The sequence below is a fragment of the Paenibacillus terrae genome, from assembly GCF_000943545.1.
GTDB lineage: Bacteria > Bacillota > Bacilli > Paenibacillales > Paenibacillaceae > Paenibacillus > Paenibacillus terrae_A.
The window spans coordinates 1-26082 of sequence record NZ_JTHP01000001.1 but is presented as its reverse complement, the minus strand read 5'-3'; the positions used below and the strand labels follow the sequence as shown (position 1 = coordinate 26082).

24 protein-coding genes are annotated in these 26082 nt (G+C 42.7%); 9 read left to right on the top strand and 15 right to left on the bottom strand.

The genetic code is table 11. The features are described 5' to 3' along the window. Nucleotides 1–49 precede the first annotated feature (49 nt). A complete protein-coding gene (locus tag QD47_RS00130; RefSeq protein ID WP_044644198.1) occupies nucleotides 50–598 on the bottom strand; it encodes a PilZ domain-containing protein in 549 nt (182 codons plus the stop codon). A gap of 20 nt (nucleotides 599–618) precedes the next feature. After that, entirely contained in the window at nucleotides 619–1191 is a 573-nt protein-coding gene (locus QD47_RS00125) for an HD-GYP domain-containing protein (protein WP_044644197.1), read from the bottom strand. Nucleotides 1192–1292: 101 nt separating this feature from the next. Between QD47_RS00125 and QD47_RS00120 the strand changes: the two genes are divergently transcribed. From QD47_RS00120 to QD47_RS00110, 3 genes are all read left to right on the top strand, one after another. After that, on the top strand, nucleotides 1293–2255 hold the full coding sequence (locus tag QD47_RS00120; RefSeq protein ID WP_044644196.1) for a tyrosine-type recombinase/integrase: 963 nt from the start codon (nucleotides 1293–1295) through the stop codon (nucleotides 2253–2255). Between the two features lie 502 nt (nucleotides 2256–2757). Beyond that, complete coding sequence (locus tag QD47_RS00115) at nucleotides 2758–3729, top strand: alpha/beta hydrolase (protein ID WP_044644195.1); 972 nt, start codon at nucleotides 2758–2760, stop codon at nucleotides 3727–3729. Nucleotides 3730–4006: 277 nt separating this feature from the next. Beyond that, complete coding sequence (locus tag QD47_RS00110) at nucleotides 4007–5377, top strand: tetratricopeptide repeat protein (RefSeq protein ID WP_152643750.1); 1371 nt, start codon at nucleotides 4007–4009, stop codon at nucleotides 5375–5377. Between the two features lie 339 nt (nucleotides 5378–5716). On the opposite strand, the gene QD47_RS00105 is transcribed toward QD47_RS00110, so the two are convergent. The 5 genes from QD47_RS00105 to QD47_RS00080 form a co-directional block, all read right to left on the bottom strand. Beyond that, nucleotides 5717–6394 carry a hypothetical protein gene (locus tag QD47_RS00105; protein ID WP_052646696.1) on the bottom strand — a complete coding sequence of 226 codons (678 nt, stop codon included), beginning with the start codon at nucleotides 6392–6394 and terminating at the stop codon, nucleotides 5717–5719. Between the two features lie 242 nt (nucleotides 6395–6636). After that, nucleotides 6637–7200 carry a hypothetical protein gene (locus QD47_RS00100; RefSeq protein ID WP_152643749.1) on the bottom strand — a complete coding sequence of 188 codons (564 nt, stop codon included), beginning with the start codon at nucleotides 7198–7200 and terminating at the stop codon, nucleotides 6637–6639. Nucleotides 7201–7691: 491 nt separating this feature from the next. Then, a complete protein-coding gene (locus QD47_RS00090) occupies nucleotides 7692–8570 on the bottom strand; it encodes a copper amine oxidase N-terminal domain-containing protein (RefSeq protein WP_235332148.1) in 879 nt (292 codons plus the stop codon). A 405-nt stretch (nucleotides 8571–8975) separates the two neighbouring features. Continuing rightward, nucleotides 8976–9653 (bottom strand): hypothetical protein, encoded by a 678-nt coding sequence (locus QD47_RS00085; protein ID WP_052646695.1) that lies wholly within the window; start codon nucleotides 9651–9653, stop codon nucleotides 8976–8978. Between the two features lie 17 nt (nucleotides 9654–9670). Beyond that, entirely contained in the window at nucleotides 9671–10198 is a 528-nt protein-coding gene (locus tag QD47_RS00080; RefSeq protein ID WP_044644192.1) for a matrixin family metalloprotease, read from the bottom strand. 775 nt (nucleotides 10199–10973) lie between these two features. Here QD47_RS00080 and QD47_RS00075 point away from each other — a divergent pair. Both QD47_RS00075 and QD47_RS00070 read left to right on the top strand, forming a co-directional pair. After that, entirely contained in the window at nucleotides 10974–12353 is a 1380-nt protein-coding gene (locus tag QD47_RS00075; protein ID WP_052646694.1) for a helix-turn-helix domain-containing protein, read from the top strand. A 235-nt stretch (nucleotides 12354–12588) separates the two neighbouring features. Continuing rightward, a complete protein-coding gene (locus tag QD47_RS00070; protein WP_044644191.1) occupies nucleotides 12589–12768 on the top strand; it encodes an aspartyl-phosphate phosphatase Spo0E family protein in 180 nt (59 codons plus the stop codon). Nucleotides 12769–13269: 501 nt separating this feature from the next. On the opposite strand, the gene QD47_RS00060 is transcribed toward QD47_RS00070, so the two are convergent. Then, nucleotides 13270–13698 (bottom strand): pyridoxamine 5'-phosphate oxidase family protein, encoded by a 429-nt coding sequence (locus QD47_RS00060; RefSeq protein ID WP_044644190.1) that lies wholly within the window; start codon nucleotides 13696–13698, stop codon nucleotides 13270–13272. 100 nt (nucleotides 13699–13798) lie between these two features. Here QD47_RS00060 and QD47_RS00055 point away from each other — a divergent pair, with 100 nt between their 5' ends. Then, the gene (locus tag QD47_RS00055) at nucleotides 13799–14743 is read left to right on the top strand and encodes a helix-turn-helix transcriptional regulator (RefSeq protein WP_044644189.1); all 945 of its coding nucleotides are present in this window, start codon (nucleotides 13799–13801) and stop codon (nucleotides 14741–14743) included. 16 nt (nucleotides 14744–14759) lie between these two features. On the opposite strand, the gene QD47_RS00050 is transcribed toward QD47_RS00055, so the two are convergent. The 3 genes from QD47_RS00050 to QD47_RS00040 are packed head-to-tail and all read right to left on the bottom strand — an operon-like array spanning nucleotide 14760 to nucleotide 17115. Further along, the gene (locus QD47_RS00050; protein WP_044644188.1) at nucleotides 14760–14939 is read right to left on the bottom strand and encodes a hypothetical protein; all 180 of its coding nucleotides are present in this window, start codon (nucleotides 14937–14939) and stop codon (nucleotides 14760–14762) included. 9 nt (nucleotides 14940–14948) lie between these two features. After that, entirely contained in the window at nucleotides 14949–15515 is a 567-nt protein-coding gene (locus QD47_RS00045) for a hypothetical protein (RefSeq protein WP_044644187.1), read from the bottom strand. A 13-nt stretch (nucleotides 15516–15528) separates the two neighbouring features. Continuing rightward, nucleotides 15529–17115, bottom strand: a complete 1587-nt coding sequence (locus tag QD47_RS00040) for a DUF4153 domain-containing protein (protein WP_044644186.1) — start codon at nucleotides 17113–17115, stop codon at nucleotides 15529–15531. A gap of 146 nt (nucleotides 17116–17261) precedes the next feature. On the opposite strand from QD47_RS00040, the gene QD47_RS00035 reads away from it, so the two are divergent. After that, nucleotides 17262–19001: an ABC transporter substrate-binding protein gene (locus tag QD47_RS00035; RefSeq protein ID WP_044644185.1), complete on the top strand. Its 1740-nt coding sequence runs from the start codon at nucleotides 17262–17264 to the stop codon at nucleotides 18999–19001. Nucleotides 19002–19207: 206 nt separating this feature from the next. Here the strand turns inward: QD47_RS00035 and QD47_RS00030 are convergent, their stop codons facing one another. After that, nucleotides 19208–20608: a DNA-binding protein gene (locus tag QD47_RS00030; RefSeq protein WP_044644184.1), complete on the bottom strand. Its 1401-nt coding sequence runs from the start codon at nucleotides 20606–20608 to the stop codon at nucleotides 19208–19210. A 402-nt stretch (nucleotides 20609–21010) separates the two neighbouring features. Here QD47_RS00030 and QD47_RS00025 point away from each other — a divergent pair, with 402 nt between their 5' ends. Further along, the gene (locus QD47_RS00025) at nucleotides 21011–21265 is read left to right on the top strand and encodes a DUF6953 family protein (RefSeq protein WP_044644183.1); all 255 of its coding nucleotides are present in this window, start codon (nucleotides 21011–21013) and stop codon (nucleotides 21263–21265) included. Between the two features lie 42 nt (nucleotides 21266–21307). Here QD47_RS00025 and QD47_RS00020 read toward each other — a convergent pair whose 3' ends face one another. Continuing rightward, on the bottom strand, nucleotides 21308–22273 hold the full coding sequence (locus QD47_RS00020) for a helix-turn-helix transcriptional regulator (protein WP_082067079.1): 966 nt from the start codon (nucleotides 22271–22273) through the stop codon (nucleotides 21308–21310). A 112-nt stretch (nucleotides 22274–22385) separates the two neighbouring features. On the opposite strand from QD47_RS00020, the gene QD47_RS00015 reads away from it, so the two are divergent. Further along, nucleotides 22386–23333 (top strand): Gfo/Idh/MocA family protein, encoded by a 948-nt coding sequence (locus tag QD47_RS00015; RefSeq protein ID WP_044644182.1) that lies wholly within the window; start codon nucleotides 22386–22388, stop codon nucleotides 23331–23333. A 62-nt stretch (nucleotides 23334–23395) separates the two neighbouring features. Here QD47_RS00015 and QD47_RS00010 read toward each other — a convergent pair whose 3' ends face one another. Then, nucleotides 23396–24418 carry an asparaginase gene (locus tag QD47_RS00010; RefSeq protein WP_044644181.1) on the bottom strand — a complete coding sequence of 341 codons (1023 nt, stop codon included), beginning with the start codon at nucleotides 24416–24418 and terminating at the stop codon, nucleotides 23396–23398. 222 nt (nucleotides 24419–24640) lie between these two features. Then, nucleotides 24641–26082, bottom strand: a 1442-nt coding sequence (locus QD47_RS00005; RefSeq protein WP_044644180.1) for an S-layer homology domain-containing protein, incomplete at its 5' end; no start/stop codon positions are given.

The window sequence follows — 26082 nt, the reverse complement described above, 5'->3', positions numbered from 1 at the left end:
CAGGTCATTGCATAACGGGAACAGATACAGAAAAGCGATCGTGGCTTTTTTATACCACAGGTGTAGGTGTGGTGGGAGCTGCGGTTTTTAAAACGCGCTGATTAATGCAGTACATCAACCTTTCCTGATCGCTGGAACTCATTTCATCAAACACAAGCCCATAGGTTATAAAAGGCTGGCTGATATGCGCCTCTTTTCGGATTAAATGTGCCTGCAAGACAAAAGGCTCTTTATTTAGCTCAAATTCAACCTGAATGAGAACTGGTTTTTTCAAAGGCAGATCATAATCGCAAATCAGCTTTAGCCCCTTCACGCTAATGTCTTGTATTTTACCGATCCCTTTTCTATGAGTAAGCCTTGCCAGAGCCTCATCTCCAAAATGTAAAAACTCAAATGCACAGCCCTCATCCGGAATACCCAAGCGAAAGGCTTCCCGCCGATTCAACTTGCTGTTGGCCTCCTCCAGTAACTTCTTAATTTCCTTTTTCTCCAGCTCTTTAATACCCAATTGTTTTTTTAAATCTATGAAATGAATAATTCCATTGACCAAGCATACAACGATCATCAAAATGATAAGACCTGCGATGGTGAATACCATGGAACATGCCTCCCTCTGAATTATTGTCCAAGGGCACTCGACAGGTCCTCAGGCAGATGCAAAAACCGTTCAACATATAGCAGATCAAATTGTGTTCCAATGTGACGCCAAAGCTCCTCTTTGGCCTCCTGAATGGACATGCCCTGGCGATACGGTCGATCGGAAATCATACTATCAAATGCATCCATGATGGAACACATTCGAGCCATAGGTGGAATTTTGTCACCACTTATGCCAAACGGATAGCCCTGTCCATCCCAGCGTTCATGGTGAAATCGGACGATATCTACAATATCCTGCTCCAGCATGCCCTCTCTTAAAATAAGCTGGGTACCCAACAGGGGGTGGAGCCTCATGACTTTCCACTCTTCTTCATTTAAAGGAGCTGATTTATTCAAAATGTCATCCGGCAGCAGCATTTTCCCAACATCGTGAATGCAACAACCTATGACGAATTTCCGTGTCTGCTGGTCATCAAAATCCAGGTAAGGAGCTATTCGCTTAGCCATATTGCCAACCCGCAGGCAGTGTTCATACAATTGTTTATCTTTGGATAGCAGACGAGTTAGACAGCTCACTAAAACATTTTCCATAAATATTCCTCCAGTTTGACGCGCAGTCAGCGATTTGCCTTAATATTGAGAATAGATATCGCACAATATTCATTGTGCGAACGAACAGGAGGAATATTTTTATGTATACGTCTAAAACGACATCTTCTCAGCTACATGCCCCTTCCATGCATAACCTGGAAACGTACACGGATGACGAAATTACAGGATTATTTTTAAGTACTTGCACTAACTCCCCGTATACCCTGCGCAACTACAAGAGGGCCATTCAGCAGTTTCGAAATTTCACATCTGGTAAACCGTTAAGGAAAGTGACATGGCAGGATATAGAGGTCTATAAAATCGGCTTATTAGAGGGTGCTTGCAGTCCTACCAAGCAAACACCTGCACCAGCGACCATTGCCAGCTTCTTGGCCCCATTAAAATCGCTATACAAGTGGGGGAGTGATCCGAGCATTCATATTTTTCAGCACAATCCCACCACAAGTGTGCGAACCCCCAGGATTCCAGTGAACAGTAAAAATCATTTCTTAACCAAAAATGAGCTGCGTCAGCTTTTAGCCTATTTAAAAACACAGGGGGCACGAAATTATCTGATCGCGCTCACGCTGGTTTTATTGGGGCTTCGGGTGTCTGAGATGGTGTCTATACAGTGGGATCACTTCCATACCGATCCGACGGAAATGTTCATGTGGCTGACCGTGTTTAACGGAAAAGGAGGCAAACAGCGCGAGGTTAAAGTACCCGCAAGACTTTGGGAGATGTACAAGCAGTACAGAGACGCTTTCCAGCAAGAGGAACCATTAAATATGCGAGAGAGGTTGTTTCCGTTGTCAGTAAGGCAAGTGGAGACGATTATTAAGCTGGCCAGGGAAAAAGCTGGGATCACGAAAAAGATAACCCCCCACTGGTTTCGCCACACGAATGCTACATTAGCCTTGATTCATGGTGCATCGTTACAGCAGGTGCAGGAAAATCTCGGACACTCCCACATCAATACGACGCAACGATACCTTCATACGGTTAGCCAAATGCAAAAAGCAGCCCCCGACTATGTGGAAGACTGCTTAAAAGATATATTATAGGTATTTAGTTACAAAAAGGAGTTGAAAAAATAGTCTTAAATAACTAAAATGAAATAAGAAAGATTCTTTTTTTAGTTCGTTTTACATATCGCACAATGAATATTGTACGCTATTAACTTCTAATATTTACCAATAAAAATAGTGTCTAGATAGTTCTTGAGATATAGGATTTCTCTTTACAATTATGCCCTTTGAGCAGAACATTAGTCGATACCATAATCATACTGATTTGTCGGTACTCATATATCTGTGATAACAATACAATGATTACTTGTAAAATCTATAAGAGGGAAGCTGTGAATAGCAGCTTCCCTCTTTCATTTACTCTATGCGCCCATTCGCTGCTGAGCATCCGAAAGATGTAGAGAGACTATGGCTGCTGACGAAACAAAATAATAATTAAGTTAAAATTAAGCTGCTGTTTTCTATTGGATAAGATTGAGCATTTATAATGAAGGGAACACAAGAAGAGTAGCTGTTGAGATAAAGGGGAGTGCGAGAAGTGAAAAAATGGCTTAAAAGATTAGGGAAGACGGTTATGTTCGGGTTGCTGGCCATTATGGTTCTTCTGGCATCAGGTGTGATATATGAACAGGTAAGCACCCGGCAGGATCTGAAATCTTATACCCCCAGCGGAAAGCTATACAATGTGAATGGGCATAATATGCATTTATATACCGGAGGACAAGGGAAAGTAACGGTTGTATTCGCTTCCGGGTGGGGCACGGCCAATCCGTATGTTGATTTTTCCCCACTGTACGATAAGCTTGCACCACATGTTAAATTTGCAGTTTATGACCGGTTCGGCTATGGGTATAGTGATACGACGGACAAGAAGCGTGACATTGATACAATAACGAATGAAATACACGAATTGCTGCAGGTGTCTGGTCAAAAGCCACCTTACCTGCTTGTAGCACATTCGCTAGGATCCCTCGAAACGCTCCGGTTTGCACAGAAATACCCGGACGAGGTACAAGGCATCGTGATGTTGGATAGCGGAAGCCCGGAATATTACTATGCTGATGCTGAGGAGCCAGTACGCGGTGGCTTGATCAATCAGTTGCTCATTAAAACAGGCGTAATTCGGATACTTTTTCACTCTGACAGTTTTATCGAAGCCTCACGTGCAGCTCGCAACGGCTTGAAGTTCGTGCCGGATGAACTGAAGAAGATTGATCTGACAGCCTCATTGCTTAAGCTTGAAAATGCCAATATAGAGGACGAGCTGCGTCAATCGCGAACGAATGCAAAGGTCGTATTGGATAACAAACAGCCCTTCTATTTCCCACTTACCGTGCTGACATCCGATTACTTAGGGGTTCCCGATGACGTCTGGAACAAGTACGAAAAGGAATTTACTTCTTGGTCCCTGCAATCGAAGCAATTGGTGGTTAAGGATACCGAGCATTATATTCATCAATATCGCCCTGATCTCGTTGCAGATGAAATATTGGCCTTGGCCAAGCGGTAGTTTGGAAAATTTTTCACATAGAACGACCCTGCGTGTCTTGGTTTTCTCAAGATATACAGGGTTGTTTGTGCTTTGAAACTTCGATATCTCTCCAGCTTTACACATCCATAATTCACAAAAAGTAATTACTTGAAAAGTATATATAATACATCCATAAGATGGTATAATATCTCCCAGAATAGCTTTATATTTTAGCATCGGATTGTCCCAAGAAATATCCTTATAGATCGGTATCTAACGGACTACATAAAACGTTACGTTAAAGGGGTTGTTACATTTGGAACCTACAACCACGATACGCGCAGAACTGGAAAACTTCATGAAACAGAATGGGTTAAACATTACCCAATTCGGTCTGGTGGCAGACATCAATCCAGGCACAATAAGCGGGATCGTCACAGGCAACCGTACACTCTCCGTTCATCAGTTAGATCGCATTACAGATACGTTAGGCCACTCCAAAGGGCATTTTTACAAGAATTATATTGAGGAATTTTTGAGTTCAACAACCCCTAACATCCGTAGAGTCAGACCCCTTTTGTACAATTGCGCGGAGTTGGACAAGTTGGATTGTATTGAGCAGGTCGTCAGCTTGCTCATGGAAAAGCTGGCATACGCCGATGCCCTGTTTACCATAGCTGAGGACTTTTTCCAACAAGGGAAATTCACAGCATCCATCATCCTATATGAAAGCATAGCCGTCGGTGAGAAAAAGCAGCACTCTGAGCGACTAGCCCTTTGTCAGTACCGCATTTTTATGGCGAAGCAAGGGGACGACCAGGAAATAAATTACCAGGCTGCGATCCATTTCGAGGATTACGTTGAACGACTTGATGATGCTGACCAGCTCGACGCGTTAAAAGATTTAGTGAATACATATCGCTCATTACGAAAATGGGGTAAGGTAAACATATTCGCTAAGATCATGGGAGACAAGGCTGCCATTCAGTGCGGGATCAATCAACAGGTTAAGTTGAAAAGACGGAAAAAGAAGAATCCAGTCAATCCCCCATTTGTGTATTGGGCCTACTCCTATTTACTTCATGCAGGTGTCTGTGAGGCCCAGAAAGACTACAATCAGGCATTGAAGTATACGTACACTTACGCTGATTTAAGTTGGGTAAAGGAAACGGATGAACAGACCTTGCTATGGAAGGGGCGGTTTACAGAATGGGCGCAGGCTAACACTTACGTGAATAAGCTGTTGGCTGGAGATATAAGTGTCCTTCCAGACTATTTAACTTACGTTACTTCCAAGAAAAACGAGGTTCTCACCGCACTGGTTAACATAATTGAAGCGGCTAACCAATATGATTTTAATGTAGATGATGTACTCAAGCGGTTTGAAACAGAGATCCAGTCTCTAGTTAAACAACAAAAAAGTGTAGGCGTGTACACCCAACAATTCATGTCAGAGCGCATCGCTCATTTTTTACAGGAATTAGCTAATTACAACTTACGTAGAGGTGAATATCAAGAGGGATTTAAATATTTAATCAACAGTTTGGAAATATCCTCTACTACTAACAACAAGCGATGTATAATCAAATGTGTGAAATTGCTTGAGCTTTATAGAGTAAGTGCATCTTCCGATATAATAACATCCTACCAAACTTTAATTAATGAGGTGCGTGATGATGAAGAATAAGTTAAGGCTACTCCTTTTGGTGACTATTCTTCTGTTAGTGGCAATAGTGATCATTCCAATACAGCATCTAGAAAATGGATCTACTTACAAACCATTTGAACAACATGGTGGGGTTTGATGATTTTTGTTAAAGCATTTTATACCGTGGAGCCAGCTCTTCGAGCTGGTTTTTTATTTTGAGGATTTGCAAAGTAAGAGAATATACAACTTTAGATTAAAAACAGTCTACACCCCTTATAGTAGAGGTTTAGACTGCTTTACAAAAATCTATATCAAAAATTGGTATTTAGAGTTTCTCCTCATCCGATTTCCTCTGGGAATCTATGCAGAATGCTCATATTAAGGAGCTTCATAATTGGAAGTAAATCTTTCTCGATCTTTAACAATCTCATTTTTATAGGCATCTTGATACGCTTTATACTCCTCTGTCTTGGCTAGTTCATTAGCAATGCTCTCTTCACTAATTGGCTGAATACTTTTTTTCGAAAAGAAATCTGTTTTTACCTCTATGTTAGAATTAGGGCCTGATACGAGCAAGGAACCATCCTGCTCTGCGGTCGCAGTGAACACATATACCTTTCCTTTTTGTGGTAGGGAATCATCTTCAAATAAGAAATATGTGCTCTTATCATCATTCAGTCCCCCAAATTTTTGAATAGGAATGGAAACATCCTTCTTTAAATTACCTTTTATATTACTAAGCACTTTAACGGAGTAATTTGTATAGGGACTTGTCAATACTTTGGGTCCATCTTCCGTTTCTTTCGTTACAGGAAATTTATAGTCGGTTCCCGTCATTTCTTCTACGAGGCCTACAAACGCATAGTCAGCATAACCTACAACCTCTTTGGGGTTATTTATATCTATAACAAATGATGCTTGTAAATAACTGGTCGGAATCTCGCCAGACTTCGTTATATTCTTGTCTATTTTAGGATTTGAACAACCAGAAGCCAGTATTGCAACCGTAGTGAAAATGGACAAGAACATAAATGCTTTCTTCATGCTAGTTCTCATTGGTCGTACCTCCTTAATTAGTATCTTTTATAAGCAAGATCGTATGAAGCTTTATCATTAGCGCTGAGCGTTGTTATGGACGTAACATACGCATACATTAAATCATTACTTGTATTATGATCCAACCCAAGAGCATGAGCGATCAGTCAATATAATCGGGTGTACTATGCAAAATTAAAAAGGCCGATTGCCTTCAAGCAATCGACTGGGCGAAAACAAAAAAATGCTGTAGCTTCAAAAAATTAATCTATCAGCTTAACTTTAAAACTTGCATTAGGACTTGCTGTATAAGGATTATCATCAGGCAAGGGCGAAAATGGATTAGTCAGCATGAATAAAATCATGACTTTTCCATTCTTCTTATTGTCTATAGATACAGTGATTTTTTTGTTCTCTCCTTTAGAGAGTTCATCATAAATATTTTGATTTCCATTTATATTTACTTGCTCCCAATCGACTAGCGATACAATATAAAAATCAATTGACTCCTCCGATAAGTTGCCGTATAGAACGTTGAATCTTAGATTATCATCCTCCGTTTGTAACAAGGCTTTATAAGCATCACCTTGCTTACCTACAAAAATACCATCTATACGCGCTTCTTTTAATTTTTCACTATTCACTTGTTGAGGCCGCTCCATAGGGATATCCCCCAAGTTCTTAAACAAATTCAATCGAATATTATATGTTTGAGATAGAGAATCGACCTTTGCTAATGTATTGCTATCTGTCACAACTTCATCTGGATTTTTGAGAATTATAAAATTTGTCGCATGGAATCCGTCTGCGATACCTTCTATTTTCACAGGAATCGTCTCACTTTGATTTTTAGCTAAAGTAAAGCGAAAGTACTGCATATCATTATCATTATTTTAAAGTTTCTTTGCTTTCCATTATCAAAAACAAGTAATATAAATGTCTTCTCCTGATTAGTCTTATTCGCAAATATAATACTTTTTTCAAAAATTTCATCTTTTATATGAAATGAACGCTTGGCTTCTATGGTGGAATTGCTATTGTAAAGTCCTAAGGAGTAGCCCTGCACCCTCTTTTCATTGGGTACTATGTTCTGCTCGATACTTGAATTTGTATCGTTGCTACAGCCTATAAACAAGATAAATAACAAAAATATACATAACTTTTTCAGTTTTAAGCCTCCCTAAGATCAAAATTCAAAGTGTAAGATATACATTTGAATCCTGCTTTTCGCATCCCCAAAAGGAGAGGTTTTTACCTTCTCCATGGTAAATCAGAAGCCGAAATCCAACAAGGCGTGAAGGACTATTTTTTATCTTTTTCACTTAAGCTCATCTTTTGTTTTTATCGTTCTACCAGCAACTAATACATATTGAAGAGGATCTTTTATAGTGAGAAATGAAATGCTTCGAGAAACCGAGCTTCCCTTTTCAATCTTTGGACGCTTTCTATCGGGAATATCTACGGAAGCTTGATCAGCATCCATGTTAAGCGTTTGATTAAAGACAAATATTTCGTGTAAATCCTCCTTGCCTTCTTTAATCGCAGAACCTGAACGGTTCAAAGCACTTACAGTTAAATTACCCTCTAGTTCTCCTGAGGAATTTGTCTTGGCTATTAATTTAAAATCACGAACGTCTAAAATAGAATTGTTATCTAATATATTGTTCCTACCCCAATCCAATTCGGTGACATGTTGAAGAACCTTACTTTGGTTAAAAGATTCATTTTGCAAAACAACCTTATTATTTTTATATTCAAATGGAATATCCATAGCTCTTAGTAATACACCAAGTGGAATGATAAAAGAATTCTGCTTCACTTCAGGATAGCTATCCATTTGTACAGTCTCACCGTTCAACTCATACATATCCTTACCTTTGTAAAACATAATCTTGTCTTTTTTCCAGTTGATAATAGCTTCCTGTGACTTCAAATTGTATTCAACTTTAGCACCAAGAAGTTCAGACACCGAACGAAGGGGAGCCATTAAACGATTTTCTTTATTTGTATATGGGCCTACGGGAGCGCTGTACAGGACATCATAATCGTTTACTTTAAGTAAGGATGTTCCGCTAAAGTTCAAAGAATGATCGGTTTGAGCTGCATTAACTACAGGAGATGCACTGAACAGAGCAAATGCAAGTAAAGTGAAGGATAGCTGAGATGTCCTAAACATACACATAAATAGAGGGTTCAAGTTTAACCTCCTTCTTTTAATCGCTTAATCGCTGCTACCAATTGACTAAAGATACGATATAAAAATCAAATGAGTTCTCCTTTAATAAGTTACCGTATAATTCATTTTCAACTAAAAGATATGCATAATTGCTTTATCCATAGGTTCCGCGGGCACTCTCATTATTATCGTATACTCGTGGGCTAAGGGGGAGTGGAACATACACGATAGTAAAACTGATGCCTTAGTTACTTTTGATGATGATTCAAGGTGGATAGCTGAGTTAGGTCTTTAGATTAAAAGCAGTCTAAATCCCTTATATTTGAGCTTTAGACTGCTTTACAAAAATTTATATCAGAAATTGGTATTCAGAGTTTGATCTCATTCTAATGGGATTGCACCGGAAATTTATGAAAGATGCTCGTATTAAGAAGCCTCATACTTGGAAGTAAATCTTTTGCGATCTTTATCAATTTCGTTTTTATAGGCATCTTGATACTTTTTATACTCATCTGTTTTGGTTAGTTCATTAGCAATGCTCTTTTCACTAAGCGCCTGGATACTGTTTTTCGAAAAGAAATCTGTTTTTACTTCTATATTAGAATTTGGCCCTGATACTAACAACGAACCATCGGGCTGAGTCGCAGCAGTAAATACGTATGCCTTTCCTTTTTGTGGGAGAGAGTCATCTTCATATAAAAGATATGTGCTCTTATCTTCACTCAGTCCCCCGGACTTTTGAATAGGAATGGAAACATCTTTCTTTAGATTACCTTTTATATTATCAAGCACTTTAATGGAATAATTCGTATAGGGACTTTTCAACTCTTTTAGCCCATCTTCCGTTTCTTTCGTTACAGGAAATTTATAGTCGGTTCCCGTCATTTCTTCTACAAATCCTACAAATACATAGTCTGCAAAACCTACAATCTCTTTAGGGTTATCTACATTTATATCGAATGAAGCATGTAAATAACTGGTTGGAATCTCACCAGACTTCGTTATATTCTTGTCTACAGTATTATTTGAACAACCAGAAGCCAGCATTGCAATCATAGTGAAAAGGGACAAGAAAATAAAATTTTTCTTCATGTTCATTATCATTTGTTGTACCTCCTTAATTAGTATTTTTTATAAGCAAGATCGTATGAAGCTTTATCATTAGCACTGAGCGTTGTTATAGACGTAACATACATATACATTACATCACTACTTGTATTATGACCCAACCCAAGAGCATGACCAAGCTCATGAGTGGCAACATTTTGTTTTTGATTAGAGCTATAGGTGTTCATTCGATATTCATTAAACTTCAATGTACCTGCTGAAGAAGTTACACCAGCAGTAGTACTGACTTCGTAATAATCGGATAATGTAACATCTTCAATAGTTGATACATAGTCCGGTCTAATAATACCAAACTTATAATTTTCCCATGTATTTACCCCGGCGTTAAATGAATTTTGATAAGCTGTACTTCCTCCCCATTCTAGGTGCTTAGTAGAATCAACTAAATCCCACGACAATAAGGATGTGGTAGCAGCAGAGGCTTGCAAAGAAAAAAACAATGAACTGTGTAATGATAAAATAGTAAGTGCAGCAATTGTAACAATTTTTTTAGTAACTTTATGGATATTCCCCTTATTCATTCTATATCCTCCCTAAATTTTAATATAATGTATAAAAAATATAATACAATGTACATTATCTTTTTTTTCACAAAATGATTTCATAGATTAAATTTGAACTGTATATTTTTAAAAATGTTGAGGTTTATAGCTAGACCCCATGCCTCTAATTTTCCATACACGAATACCTCCTTTTATGATGCACTCCCCATTAAGATGCTGAGGTTTTCACACTGGTCTTGAGTCCCTCTACTCATTAGCCACTCACTGTTGCAGTTCTAAGGTGAGAGGAGAGAACTAAATCGTCTCCATGTCCCAAACTATAGCAACAAACCCTCTTTATGTCATTGACTATAAAACTATGAAAATTTCAAAATTTATGACATGTTTAGGTACCCCTTTTTATGCTCTATCATCCGTCTAAACGAATTCAGGTACCTCCATCCAAGCTTGATGCAACAGGCATTTATAATAATTTGAATTTAAAGCAGTATTCAGATTTTGGGCGATAGTCAGTAATCTTTAAAAATATTAATTCAAAAAAATCTGAATGTTTCTTTAGTGATTCGTGGGATTGGTAGCCCAAATCATCGGTTCCAACTAGATATTTTCATGATCAAATAGGAAAAAACTCCCGTATATTCAATTCATCATAGGCGACCCTTATAGAGATAAGTAATTCATTGAAAAGGATATATCATAGACCTAAAATATGATATAATGTTTTCCAGAAATACCACTATAGATCGGTATCTAACGGACTACATAAAACGTTACGTTAAAGGGGTTGTTACATTTGGAACCTACAACCACGATACGCGCAGAACTGGAAAACTTCATGAAACAGAATGGGTTAAACATTACCCAATTCGGTCTGGTGGCAGGCATCAATCCAGGCACAATAAGCGGGATCGTCACAGGCAACCGTGCACTCTCCGTTCATCAGTTAGATCGCATTACAGCTACGTTAAGCCACTCCAAAGGGCATTTTTACAAGAATTATATTGAGGAATTTTTGAGTTCAACAACCCCTAACATCCGTAGAGTCAGACCCCTTTTGTACAATTGCGCGGAGTTGGACATGCTGGATTGTATTGAGCAGGTCGTCAGCTTGCTCATGGAAAAGCTGGCATACGCCGATGCCCTGTTTACCATAGCTGAGGACTTTTTCCAACAAGAGAAGTTTGCAGCGTCCATCATCCTGTATGAGAGCATAGCCGTCGGTGAGAAAAAGCAGCACTCTGAGCGACTAGCCCTTTGTCAGTACCGCATTTTTATGGCGAAGCAAGGGGACAATCAAACACAAAATCTTGAAGCTGCTAATCAGTTCGAGCCTTATATTGAGCGGCTAAATGAAGGGGACCAGTTGGAGGCGTTAAGAAATCTAGCAAATACATATCTTTCGCTACGCCAATGGGACAAGCTAGATAGATGGGCATCTGTAATGGACTATAAGGCTCAAATTCAGTATCGTTTGGCTTACCATCAAGAGCGAAAGAAAAAGAGAACTCCAAAGAGACCCAGCAGACCGCTATTTTTCTACATAGCCTATTCAAATTTGCTCCATGCATGTGTTTGTGAGGCGAAAGGTGACTATGAAAAAACACTACAATATATTCGTACTTATGGAGATGTGAGTTGGGTAAAGGATACGAGCGAGGATGCTCAAGATTGGATGCGACTGTTTCAGGAATGGGCACAGGCAAACTTTTATGCCATTAAGCTCTTGTCTGGGGATGCAAGCGTGATTTCAGATTATGTAGCATATATTGAATCAAAAAAAGATGAAACTCTTGTATCCCTATGCAACATCATTGAAGCCGCTAACCGATATCATATTAATGTTGATAATGTAATCCAGCGCTTTAAATTAGAGATCGTCGAGTATATTAAACAGCAACCAGAAAGCTTATATGCCCCACAAAATATATCTGATCAAATCGTGCGTTTATTATACGAATTGGCTTACTACTGTTTAAATAGAGCTATGTATCCTCACGGTTTTAAATACCTGATTGACTGTTTAAGAAAATCCACTTCATTAAATAATGAAGTATTCTTCATCAAATGTTCGGGGTTGTTTGAGCAATTCAAGAATTTTGCAAGCGACCAAACAGGTTCAGAATACTACAATTTAATTAACGAAGTGAGAAAAGAGAGATTATTCTATCTCTAATTCTAATAGCCTTTTTAGAGAGCAACTGCACTCCATACCATTTCCATAGGACTATTTACAAGCCAAATAGTCGCTATCGAGATCGAGCTATAGCCACTTGTAGATATTAATTTCACTTACAGCCAGCTTTTTGAGCTGGTTTTTTCTTTTAAAGGATGAGGCATCATGCACTTTCACTTTTCCCAAAAATACACATGGCATCCTAAAATAAGTATCACCTAAGGAGGGATGTATGATGGGAAATGAAGAGACTTTGCAGCAGCGACTAGAGAACAATCGACAACGGCTCTATGATTTGCAAGCGAAATACGGACTAGGTCATATGGATGTACTCCGGCAATCTATGGTTTTGGACGAGCTGATTAATCAATATCATCGGATGTACTATACAAAATTAAAAAAGCCGATCGCTTGAAGGCAATCGACTGGGCGAGAAACTTGTGGTGGGTCGCTCGCCCTTTTATTGTAACATACATGCCGAATCATCGGATTGCCAGCTTTATCGTATATTTTTCAGTTCATTCATACAGAAGATACAGATCCAGGCATTCTTAAAATATGTAAGATGTTGAAGATCGCCACATAAGATACAGACTTCCCCCACGCATTGTCGCATGATCAAACCACTCTCCGTCATCCAAAATTCCATGGCTGTATGCTTGCCAATCCCAAGACGCCTCCTTATGTCTACGGGGATGACAATCCGACCTAAGCTATCCAGGTCCCTGACCATTCCTACGCGATCCAAGAAAAAACCTCCTTATTTCAAAAATATTAGTAGATCAAAAATAAGCATACATGCCTGGAATGAGGAAATATTTATGGTGACATGGCGCGAACTGGAAAAAAGATGTGTTCAATCTGGAAAAATATAAAACGCCTTGCCGGAAAAGAAGCTCCCAGCAAAGCGCGTTAGTTACTCGAACTTGATCTGAACCGGTTGTTGATCGTATCCCAAAATGATAGTGACTTCTTTCATTTGGATTTCAAAAACCTCCAGCGTCTCACGGATAGCCGATAGGATTTCATCATACCCCGGAACCTTCGCCAAAAATAGCTCCTTCACCTCGTCTATCGAATACTTACTTTTTTCAACAATAGCATGGTGAGAACGGACATGAGGGATACCTTCTGTCGGAATCGTTGTAAAGGCAACCTTGTTATTTTTTCCAAACTCGGCCACCTTCTGATTTCTCCGATCTGACGTGAAATAAATAACTCCCGGCCTGTTGGCGTCATAAGCAAAATTGACATTTCTAACGTTGGGAATGTTGTCAACCGATGTTGCCAAAGCGATCCTGTTCGTCTCTTCTAAAATCTCGTAATACCCTTGCATGTTGCTCATATGATCAGCCTCCTAAATTGCTTTACGACATAATTCTATCACTGACCATTGACAGCTATATGGCAACAATTCAGAATGAAAATAAAAAGGCTGATGCTACATGAAAATTGACCGACTGATTTCTATTATTATGGTTCTGCTTGAACGTAAAAGAATGAGTGCAAAGTCTCTATCCGACATGTTTGAGGTTTCACTTAGAACCATTTATAGAGATATGGAGACTATCAACATGGCGGGTATACCTATCGTATCGGCTCCCGGCGTTAACGGTGGATTCTGTATCATGGACGAATATAAAGTGGATAAAAAGGTATTCACACCTGCCGATATTACAGCACTTCTGATGGGGCTTGGAAGCATCTCACCCATGCTGACCCGTGAACAGATGCTAGGTACACTTGCCAAAGTCAAAAGCCTCATGCCAACAGAGCAGGCTCACGAAATAGAACTGAAATCAAGTCAAATTATGATCGACCTCAAGCCTTGGATGGGCAACGCAAACTTGCAGATGTTTTTAGAAATGATTAAAACTGCTTTTCAAAAACATTCCCTGCTATCCTTCCAATATTCCGACCGAAAAGGCCAAATGAGTACCCGCAAGATTGAACCGTACAAGCTCGCGTTAAAGGAGAATCATTGGTACGTTCAAGGTTTTTGCCTTCATAAGCAGGACTTCCGTTTATTCAAATTATCCCGAATGTCCCATCTGGAAGTTCTGGATAAGACTTTTACACGCAGGGAATTACCTGAATCAGTCTCCGAATTTACCAGTATCATGTCTCAAAGACAGAGACCCATCCAATTACTGATTCACGAAACGCTCAGAGATCGGATGCTGGATTATTGTAGCAACGAACATATAACGCCATATGGAGATCACCACTTCATTGTCCATTTTCCATTTATCGCTGATGATTTCGGCTATCATCTTCTACTCAGCTTCGGTGACCAATGTGAATGTCTGGAGCCACCGGACATAAGAGCAGAAATAATCCGTAGAATTGAGAGAATGTCCCAACGATATAAGCAGAGGAAAGAGCAATAGTTCTTCTTGTTCAACATCACTTGTCTGCATCATTCACTAACGTATCATCAAATAAATGAAGGCTTTCTTTACTGATTATGGTTGGAACGATAAGCTCAGAAGTAGCCTGTCTAGCTTGTGTAAAATAGTCCGCAACTCCCACCATCAGAGCGATGCCGATGAACAGGATAATCCAATTACGATTTTTTTTAATCATGGTTACCTCTCATTCTTCACTCCGCCCGTTCAGCCACTTGAACCAGTGCAGCAGATGGCTGAAACGGTATTCATGCTGCGAAGCGTAAGTCCACACCTCTGGCTCCTCACCAGGTTCCTTCCAGACCAACATGGAAAAGTGGCCTTCCTCCTCATTGGCGACCGACAGCAGCGAAAGACGATCATCCCCAAATCGGTATGGGGCCGATTCCACCCAATAATTCCGCATATCGCTGATCCAGCTGCGAAACCGCTCTGTGCTTGAGATCCGTAGCAAGTCATCCGGCAGGAGCATATGCTCTCCCATGTCCTGCCAGTACCCGGCATAACGGTAGCGTGCTTCCAGCATCGGACTGAGCGGCCGGGTTTTGCCGGGAGCCAGTGTGGGCATACACGTGACGGGAACGATCGGACCGATGCTCTGGATAGCATAAGAGCGGGCCTCCCCCTCACCCAAGCCGAGATACATAGCCTCCGCGAGAAAAGCGTTCCGTCTTCCAACAAACTGATGCTGATACTGTGACATTTCATTTTGTAGCTCCAAAATCATACCCTGTACTGCATCTGTTCCGATCATTCCCAAGCACCTCTCATTCCAAAATATAGTCGTGCAGCTTGCGCTGTGCCCTATATTCAGCCCAATTGAACGCTGGCCATGCCGTTTCCTCCCTCGTCATGCTCATCAGACGACCTTGTAGAAACTCATCCATCGCTCCGTGTTCCTTACGGCTAAATTCAATCAGCAGCGGAATAGCATCCGCCGATAGCCCACTCAAATATTCCTTATCGATCACCGAGGTAGTGCGATACCGTTCGAGATTATTTTCAGCAATCCGTACATCAATGCCCACATAATTCACGACGAGATACGCCACCAAAGCGAGTACAACATAATATTTCGCCAGCGGAAGCTGACGGACATGAATGCGCACTGCTGCAATGAGTAGCAGCAAGCCCAGAAAAATCATAAACGCGTGTACCAGATAACGGGTGTACGTATATCCATAGGCCTCTTCGTACATGACCAGCCGGGTATAGCCTGAATACAGCATCACACCCGAGCAGCCCACGAGTACATACAGCAGGCCGTTGTTCATTTTTTGCAATATATTTGAGCTGAATTCAGTCCACTTTAGCACACTGATCATCAGGACAAAGTTGATACCTGTCACCATAACCAGCTCCCCGAAGCCCCTTCTCGCATATTCTGCATACGAGGTTCCTTCTGGCAAGGCACCTTCCCATGCACCAAACAGATATCCGAACTGCAATACGACGAACACAACATACACCAGATTCATAACAATCAGCACCGTAGCGGTAATCACAGGATCAAACTTGATCGCGACCGGCTCGTGGTAAGGCACTGCTGATTTGTTAATCATCACTGAAGAGTGACCACCATACTCGGTGGTTTGACCATTCGTGCGCTCGTCTAACCCATGCCATGACTGAACTTCTCTCTCCGTATTACGCGGAGCAGGCTGTACGAATCCCCACAAATAGCAGAAAAAACAGAAGGTAAAGAAGCAGGTCCAGATCAGCCGCAGCATTCCGCTACCAAATGACAGCGTGCCGATCCATGAAGGTATACCCGATAACAGTTCCTCGAACATCCCGTCCGCTGATGCCAGCAGAGATATAATGATGAACAGCAGTGGCAGGGCGATCAGCAAACCGACCATCACTTTCCCCAATACACGCTTGCGCTCATCCTTTACATTCCGAAAGGCTGCTGTCTTGAACATCCGAAACGGAGTCACGACATGCCGCAGATTTTGATAAAACAAATGGCTTAACGCCTGACCAATGATACTGGGTTCCGACCAGCTATGCCTCTTCTCCCCGAGCAGCATCACCATATGTACACTAATCAGAGCAGGTATAGCCAATGCATTTAACACATATAGAACCGGATTATCGAACAGCGCATACGTCAGCGACAGCAGCACAATCACGACAAACAGCAATTTCCCCATCCATGAGTCAAGCCGGATACGATCCCGGTTATAGACATACATATAGGTGTAGAACAGAATGACAAAAATCGGCAGAGACACGCCCAACGCATGCCCATAAAACAGATATTGATGAACCAGCGCCAACACAATCGCAGCAGCAAAGGCGGACAGGAACGACGGTTTCGGCAAAGACGTTCCACTCAACTTGTCATGCATGGTAAATACCTCCACAAATATGCTTTATAACCCTTATTGTAGATGATAAAATAAGAAGATAAAGAGAAATTAATCGACGTAAAATTTCCTATTTTATATAAACGACTGCACTTTAATCATCCATAGGGGAAACGGAGCAACCATTTATGAAACTTCATGCCCAATTTTTACGGCTTCACTCGCACACCGCTGACGACAGGGATGAGAACCATACGATAGAGACTACGCTGGATGAGTTGGCGGCTATTTTTGACTGCACCCACCGCAATGCCTTGATGATCATTCAGAAAATGGAAAAGCATGACTGGATACAGTGGACTCCCCGCCGAGGCAGGGGCCGCCGCTCCAGCCTGCACTTCCTGATTCAGCCGGAGGACATTGCGGTGCAGTCCATGATGCAGGCCATCGACCGTCACGACATCAAACGCGCACTGGATGAAATCCGGACCCATTCGCGTTCATCCACGATGCAGGAGCATTTGCAAGGCTGGCTGCTGAACTACTTCGGGCATCACGCAGAGGTTCGCAGCGATCAGCAGCAGATTGATACGTTGCGTCTGCCCATTCGCCAGCAGCTATACACGCTGGACCCGCTATATATGAACTGGCTCGCGGAGTCCTTCGTATCCAGCCACGTCTTTGACGGACTGGCCCGCCGGGCGAACGAGAGCGGTGAGATTTTGCCAGGACTGGCGCACGCTTGGGAGGTGGACGCCACCCGCACCCAATGGACCTTTTTCTTACGTAAGGAAGTACTGTTCCATAACGGCAAAATACTGACCGCCGAGGATGTGGTTTATACCTTTGAGCGGCTGAGCCGTGCGCCGGGACGGAGGCTGTACCATTTTATCGTTCGGCAAATCGAGCACGTACAGGCGCTAAGTCCGACGATGGTACGCTTCGAGCTGAAGGAGCCGAATGAGCTGTTTCTGTCCTTCCTGTGTACCAGTCGTGCCGCGATCGTGCCTCGTGAGCTAAATCAGGCGGGTGAAGCGGCCTTTGGCATCCGCCCTGTGGGCACAGGGGCTTTCAAGGTCACGGAGATGAACGAGAGCTTATGCATACTGGAGGCATTCGCTCCTTATTTTCAAGGCCGCGCCCATCTCGACCGGGTGGAAATTGTTCAGCTCCCGTGGGCGACCAAGCCGGAATCGGCGACGGATACCGCAGATACAGCTTCGCCTTTTCATATCATCCACAATCCCGTATTGGCCGGGAACACGGATACGGCATGGAGTCAGATTCACTCGGCAGCTTCGGTGCGTAAATTTATTACATGCAATACACACAAGGACGGGCCGTTACGTAACCCGGAAGTACGTGCCCGTATCGTGGCGTGTCTGGATCATCGCAGCCTCCATCCGATGGTGAATGCATCCGACGACTCGTATGAACCCCCGGCAACGTTGCAAATTGCGACCATTCCCGAGTATAGAGCCGATGCGGACCGGGTCGCGGCCCAGCTGGAATCGTGCGGGTATACCTGTAACATCGTGGCTGCATCCATGAATGAATTCAAAAGCTCCTCCATCCGTATGGAATCAGACCTGATCATCTTTTCTTTGTTTCGTGACCGTGATGAGCAATTGCGCCTGTTCGATCTGTATCTCAATGTATCCGGGCATGTCGAGCCGCATAGCCGCGTTGATATCGAAAGACTGCTACGTGATATTACACGGGAAGCCGATCATACGGTCAGGGCGCGTCAATTCGAGCATATCGAAACCCGGCTTATTCATGAGCACCAGCTCCATATTTTATATGAAAAGCCCGTCCAGACAGCATACCTCCCTTCTGTGCGCGGCGTTTCCTTCAACAGCCAGGGGTGGGTGGATCTGCGTCATGTCTGGTTCCCGCCTGCTCAACCGCAAATATCCAAGCCTTAATGGAAAAGACTTCATTCGCGAGTGTTCCGCCACAATAAAAAAGGTATCCTCTTTTACAAGAGAATACCTTTCATGTGCTACCCAGCCTAATTTAATCAGAAGTATCCCGGGATGAAAATGACCAGCCACCCATCCCGTGACTGTGAGCTCCGCTAGGATCCTCTACAGGGGGAGCAATGGGTGAAGAATTCAGTATGATAAAAAAATTAAACGCGAGCAGAAAAAAAGTGATCTTTTTTATCATTAAAGTGATCTACCTCTCTAAGTAAATTTTTATATTCCTCCGTCTCCTCAGGCGAGGCAGTATGCCGGAATTTCTCAAATAAACCTACACATTTAATCGTTACAGGATTACCATTCAGCACCACGGAATAGGACAGGCTTTCCAACAGAAATTTCATACCTTTCGCATAGCGCTTATTATCGAGATCGTAGCAAGCCAGCTCTGCCAGGAATCGTGCATAGAGATCCGCTGACACTTGCTCCGTATAGGTGCCTACCTTGGTATGGTGATCCGCAAATGCGGCAATTTGTTTCTCGAAACGTTGCAATACATCGTCCACATTAAATTCATAACGGTTTGCGGCCAGCATGATTTTGAACAATCCCATCAGAATCTCGCCTTCGTTTCTTTCCAGATAGGCCACATACTGTGGAATGACGTCCAGTTTACCGGACATAAGCCGATACAGATATCCGTTAGCCTCAGCCCAGTTGCTACACTGTTCCTTCAAGCGGCGTGCTTCTTCCGTATCCTCCTGCACCCAGCTTAGATCAGCGTATAGGGAGACATATTCCAAAGCCTTTTCGTAATCCCCTCGTTCGTCACAAATACCGGCACGCAGCACGTAAGAATATACAATATACATAAACAAAGGACCCTTTGTTTGCTTTTCACGCTCTTTTTTTCTGGTTTTTCCATATTTTTGTTCATACTGCACTTTAGCCCTGCGACACATTTTATCAGCTAATGCTTCTACTTTATCCCAACGCCGCAGCGAAACATAAGTATTAGCCAAATCTTTTAATGCATCCAGTTGATCTACTTCACCCAATCGACCTACAAAGCTTTCAAAGTGTGTGGCGGCCCATAAATTTTCGTCCTGATCATCACCGACAGCGATTGTAAATAACCGATACTGGCAGAGAGCCAGACGCTCGGAATGCTGATACTTCTCACTTTCCGAGACATTTTTATAGATGATAGCCGCTGCTGCAAACTTGCCTTTTCTGAACAATTCTTCTGCCGTCTCAAACAAGGCCGGAGCGTAAATCAGATAGTCCATCATAAATTCCACGACTTGTTCAATACAGTCCAGCTTATTCAGCTCTGCACAACGGTACAAAAATGGGCGAACCCGCCGCCAATTTGGTGCTGAATTCCGTATAAATTCTTCAATGTACAGCTCATAGAGACTTCCCTCTTCAAGCCCCATGCCTGCCGCAATCCGATCCAATAGCAACATCGCAATCGGCCGATTACCGTTGATAATGGCACTGATCGTGCCCGCATTAATACCCGTGTTCTCCCCAAACTTACTAATCGTGATTCCTTCACGTCTGATATACTGCTCCAGCTCTGCGCGAATCGTGGTTGTTTCCTTCAAATCAGGCACCCCCAGGGATTACTTGTATGTTTTCAATTCAAAAAAAGAAAATTCCCGTGAATATTCCCTTTATTATACAAAACAAAACCCACTTCGCCAACTGTATAAATTCGTTTACTTAAAATTTATTTGGACAGAGTCAACCGTTTCTTGAACTCACATGAATCAAACTAAAAACATATAGTCATATTATTTATTTCATAGATGTATAAATATGAATAATAAGTTTCGTATTTACAAACTACTCAAAACCAATTCCCAATAGGGACTACTACCGACAGATTTGGTAATTTCCTAGTTTGCGTATACTATATAAAGAGTGAATTGAAAAACACTTATCTTACCATTGGTCAATATAGCTATAATATGGTGTATTATGGAATTAAGGAAAGGATATGACAAATGGACAAAACAGACAATTCCCCTACAACAGAACAGCAAATTGCAGCATGGATGGTCGCACAAATCCGTGAAGTGGGAACCTTGAAACAAGAGGACGCGATTGCATATGTACGCTCTGAGTATGGAGAGCAGTATGTGTTTATAAGTGAGCACGGTCATGTATCTCTCGAAAAGGAAATCAAAAAAGCGTTTCGCAAGCTTCATGGCGGTAAAATCGCCTGGGATCGTGACGGATTCCTCTGGGCCTGGACGTAACAAGCAAAAGCATCTGCCATAGGCAGGTGTTTTTTTGATAATTTATATATATTTTTTCTGGAGTTGGCTGATTTGCCCCTTCACAAAATGCCGAAGGGTTGCAGGCTCTACGATTTCAACCCGGCCAATCCAATCCATTGCATCACGACAGGCCGCTTCATAACTGTACATGTTTACGGTCAGAAGCCAATGGCTTCCTTCCTGTGCGGACTGGAGAATTTCCAGTCTTTTCGCTACGATTCCAGCTTGCGCCTCATTCGTCCGGATCACAACCGGGTAGTATTCTTTCTCTCTGCACAACTCCTTAAATGTTGTTTCTTGCTTCGTCCAGTGATTTTCCAGCGAAAAATCCACAGGAACCTCAAAGAATTCCGCAGACGGCTTAACCTTAACCGCCATGATTCGCCCGCACTTAAAGGTCCGAATCTCCTGCCCAGCTTCACAAAAGGCAATGAGATACCAATCCCCCTTTTTCACCACAAGTCCATAGGGATGTACATGCCGTGAAGAACAGACTCCGTCCGCTCTACGGTACTGAATGGTTATTTTATAAGACCCCCATACCGCAGCTCTCACGACCTCAAGGCAGGGAATCGCTACGCGCTCCGTCCACCAGGGTGTATCATCAAAATAAAACCGCGCTTTGGCCTTCCGAATATCTGACTGATAAGAGTCCGGCATTGTCTGTTCCAGCTTGAGCAGTGCATTTTTTAGCTTCAAGCCCGATTCCGTTGGCCCGCCTGTATAAATGCCCATACCCGTTAAGTACAACTGAATGACATCACCGCCATTTAATTGTTTAAGGTTCGCCGTATAGCCCTCCATCAAGTAAATTCCGCCCTTCGGGCCCGTTGCAGTAACAATCGGAACCCCGGCTTCAGCCAAAAGGTCGATATCCCTGTAGATAGAGCGTACAGAGGTTTCCAGTGCGGATGCCAATTCCTTGGCCTTCATTCTTCCTCTGGATTCGATACATAATAAAATCGCGATCAAACGATGCAGTCTCACAATTATACCTCCACCATAGATGGTTAATCCGAATTGAACAGATAGTACATAGATTGTTGACACCCTGTTGGCAAAAATAGGAGCGTATCATAGAAGTAAAGGGGTGTAATAGATGATGAATATTGGAATATTGGGGACGGGATTCGGTTCGTATCATGCGTCACTTTTAAACAACCATGCCCAGGTGAACAGAATCGTCGTATACGGAAGAAATGAAACCAAACTGCACAAGCTGAAAAAGGAGCTAAACGTAGAGGTTACACAAAATATAGAGGATATTCTGCTTGATCCATTCATAGACATCGTCGATATATGCCTGCCCTCTCATGCACACAGGTCACATGCCGTTGATGCGTTGAAGCACGGAAAGCATGTATTTTGTGAAACACCGGTTTGCCTTAATCTCGAAGACGCTCTCCTTATACAACAGGCTGAGCAGCAATATGGCAAAAAGGTTCTCGTCAACCAGTTCATTAAGTTTGATCCTGCCTATACCTTTCTATATGAGGCTCACCGTCAACAAAAATACGGGAAGCTCATTTCCTTGTCCTTGAAAAGAGAAACGCCTCCCCTATGGGGGAACCTTGGGCTAAGCTCCATCCCTACTCAGTTCATGATTCATGAGCTGGATTTACTCACATGGCTGTTGGGACCCAGTGACCTGTGTACGGTCTGGGGTACAGAGGTGGTCAATCCTGAGCAGGCGCAGGTTCGGGCCTATTTTCAGCATCAGGATACGTTCACAGAAGTCATCGCTTCTTCCCATATGCCGGGAGGTTACCCGTTCACGGTGGCCTATGAAGCTTATTTTGAAAAGGCCAAGCTGGTATTTCATGAAAGCGACGAAAACGATCTTATACCCACTGCATTATATGAGTATACCGCGTCAGGGCAGCAAAAAATCAACCTCGAATCTGTCAATCCATACGAAAAAAGTTTAGAACATGCACTTGAATGCTTTGGCGGACATTCAGAATGCCAGATTCCACTGGAGTCAGCAGTACAATCGTTGGAACTGGCTATTCAGATTCAAAATAGACTGGGGCAGACTCAGCGTTAGCCAGTTGCCCCTTTTACCTGTTCTGATTGCCTGTTCCTGTTGCGGAAATCAGCCTCCCTTCCTTACAGGGAGGCTGTGGCTGTATCCGTAGGCAAGGAAACCTCGTCCGCATAGTTCGTGGCCATAATTTTTGCTACTCCCGCAGGGTCAGTGGTCTGACCCAACGCCCACATCATTTTAGTCACAAGTGCCTCCGTCGTCATGTCATAACCCGGAATAACACCCTTTTCCAGTACCTTCTGCCCCACCTCGTAAATCGTCAGATCGCCGCCCTCATAAGGACATTGGGTGGTCACGACGATACTCATGCCATCCTTCATTAATTCCTCAATTTTGCTGATCAGGCTTCTTTCCTTGAAGGGCACGCCACCCATGCCAAAGCCCTCAATCACGATCCCTTTATAGCCCAAACCCTGAATGGCATCGAAAATCGCCGGATTCGTACCCGGAATCAGTCTGAGCAGAAATACCTCCGAAGCATACCCGTCATTGTACGGATGGCGAACTGTACTGCGGTTCGCAAATACGCCCTCTGTGTAGATCACCTTCCCGTCTTCCACGAGGCCGATATACGGATAGTTAATACTCTCAAAAGCGTTATAGCTGCGCGTTCTGATTTTGGAGCTGCGGCTGCCGTTGATGATTTTGCCATTAAATACGACAAAAACTCCCGCAACCTCGCCACATGCGGTCAGGAACGAGTCGATTACATTTTTTTTGGAATCACTGTGCTCAGCCAGAATGGACACCTGCGACCCCGTCACCACGACTGGCTTGTCTACGGTTCCCAACATGAAGCTCAAAGCCGAAGCCGTATAAGCCATCGTATCCGTGCCATGGGCAATGACGATGCCGTCGTACTGATCAAGGGAACGATGTACCATTCGGGCGATGGAGGCCCAATCCTCCGGTTGTGTGTTCGTGCTATCAATGCTCATCAGATTATGGGCATCAATTTCACAGATTTCCTTCAACTCTGGAATTTCCGCCAAAATATTTTCAGCCGATTGGGTTGGCGTCAGACCATTTTCCTGATAGGAGGAAGAGATCGTCCCTCCGGTATTAATGAATAAAACCTTTTTCATGTACCCTTGTTCCTTCCCGATTACATCTTCACTTTATTGTTCTTAGAATTTATCATGAATAAGTGTGAGAAGCTACTTTGCTAAGGAAAAGAATGAATGAACTAACTTTGATCCGAAAAGGGGAAATAGATTATAGGGCTATATTTTGACTAATCTTTTTCGATAAAAAACAAAAGAGCCAAGTGCAAAATACACTTGTCCCTTTTATTCGGAGAAACGGTATTAGTTAAGTGAATCCAACAGCGTCTTCAATTGCGGGTTGAGCTTTAGCGCATTCAGGATGATCTGCAGAGCTTCTGCACGTGTGGAGTTGCTCTTGGCATCAAACTTTCCATCTGCTCTGCCGCTGATGATACCTGCCTGTGCTTCAGCTTTGATCTCGTTTGCTGCATAAGAACCCTTCACGTCATCAAAATTGCCTTTGGTGGTGTCCTTCGATACGTTGTTAAGGTTTATGATGCGGGATAAAAGGACAACCATTTCCTCCCGGGTGATCGTGTTATCCGGCTTGAACGTACCGTCCTCATATCCACTGATTACCCCTGCCTCTACAAGTTTCTTGATTGCGTCTTTTGCCCAGTGGCTGCCAACGTCCTTCAATGCAACACTCGTATTGTTGCCACCTTTAATATCGAACACGCTACTCAGAATCACTGCAAATTCAGCGCGTGTGATCTTACCATCCGGCTTGAACTTACCATCGTTGTAACCTTCAATCACATGCAGCTTTACGAAAGTATCGATAGTCTTTTCAGCCCAGTGCCCTTTAGTGTCCGAAAGAGTTACTGTAACCGGAGTTTTTTTAGCTTCCTGAATCCGAGTCTCAATGTTCTTAATAACATTGACATCGCCCTTCACTACATCTGACTTGAACACATCCTTTGCAGGATCAGGTGTCGGAGCCGGTACAGGTGCAGGAGCTGGTACAGGAGTCGGTACAGGTGCAGGAGTCAGATTAGTGTCAGTTGTAGTAGAACTACCACCACGGCTAGAAGAACGTTTGTCGATCGTAATGACTTTCGTTCCCACAACACCCGATCCATCATGAGCAACTGCCTGAATTGTAATAGTACCAGCTTGAGTTGCAACGAGTACACCATCAGCATTGATCGTTGCTTCCCCTGTACCAGGAATTACCGACCAGCTAAAGGTTTTATCCGTTGCATTGTCAGGAGTTACATTTGCGCTAAATTGAAGAGAGTCTCCAACGGACATTGTTCCACTAGCGCCCGACACTGTGATAGCAGTAACCAACCGGGGAGCCCGTGTGACATTGACCGTATAGCTTTTCGTCGTTCCATCCAGTGCAGTCACTACAAAGCTAATGATATTTGACCCCACACTTAGATTAATCGGATTGTTAACTGGAGTCCCATTGAGCTGTAAAGCAGCCGTCGCGTGGCTATCAGTAGTTGTATACGTAGCTGTCGTGACAGAAATATCGTTAGGCACAGTTGCGGTGTAGGCGTACACACTTTCACTTACCGTTTGATCGAGCGTAATGCCGCTTAAATTCAGCGAGCTTAAGTCAGCATGATTTGAACCAGCTCGTGTAACAGTTACCGTATAGCTTTTCGCCGTTCCATCCTGTGCAGTCACTACAAAGCTAATGACATTAGAACCCACACTTAGATTAATCGGATTGTTAACTGGAGCCCCATTAA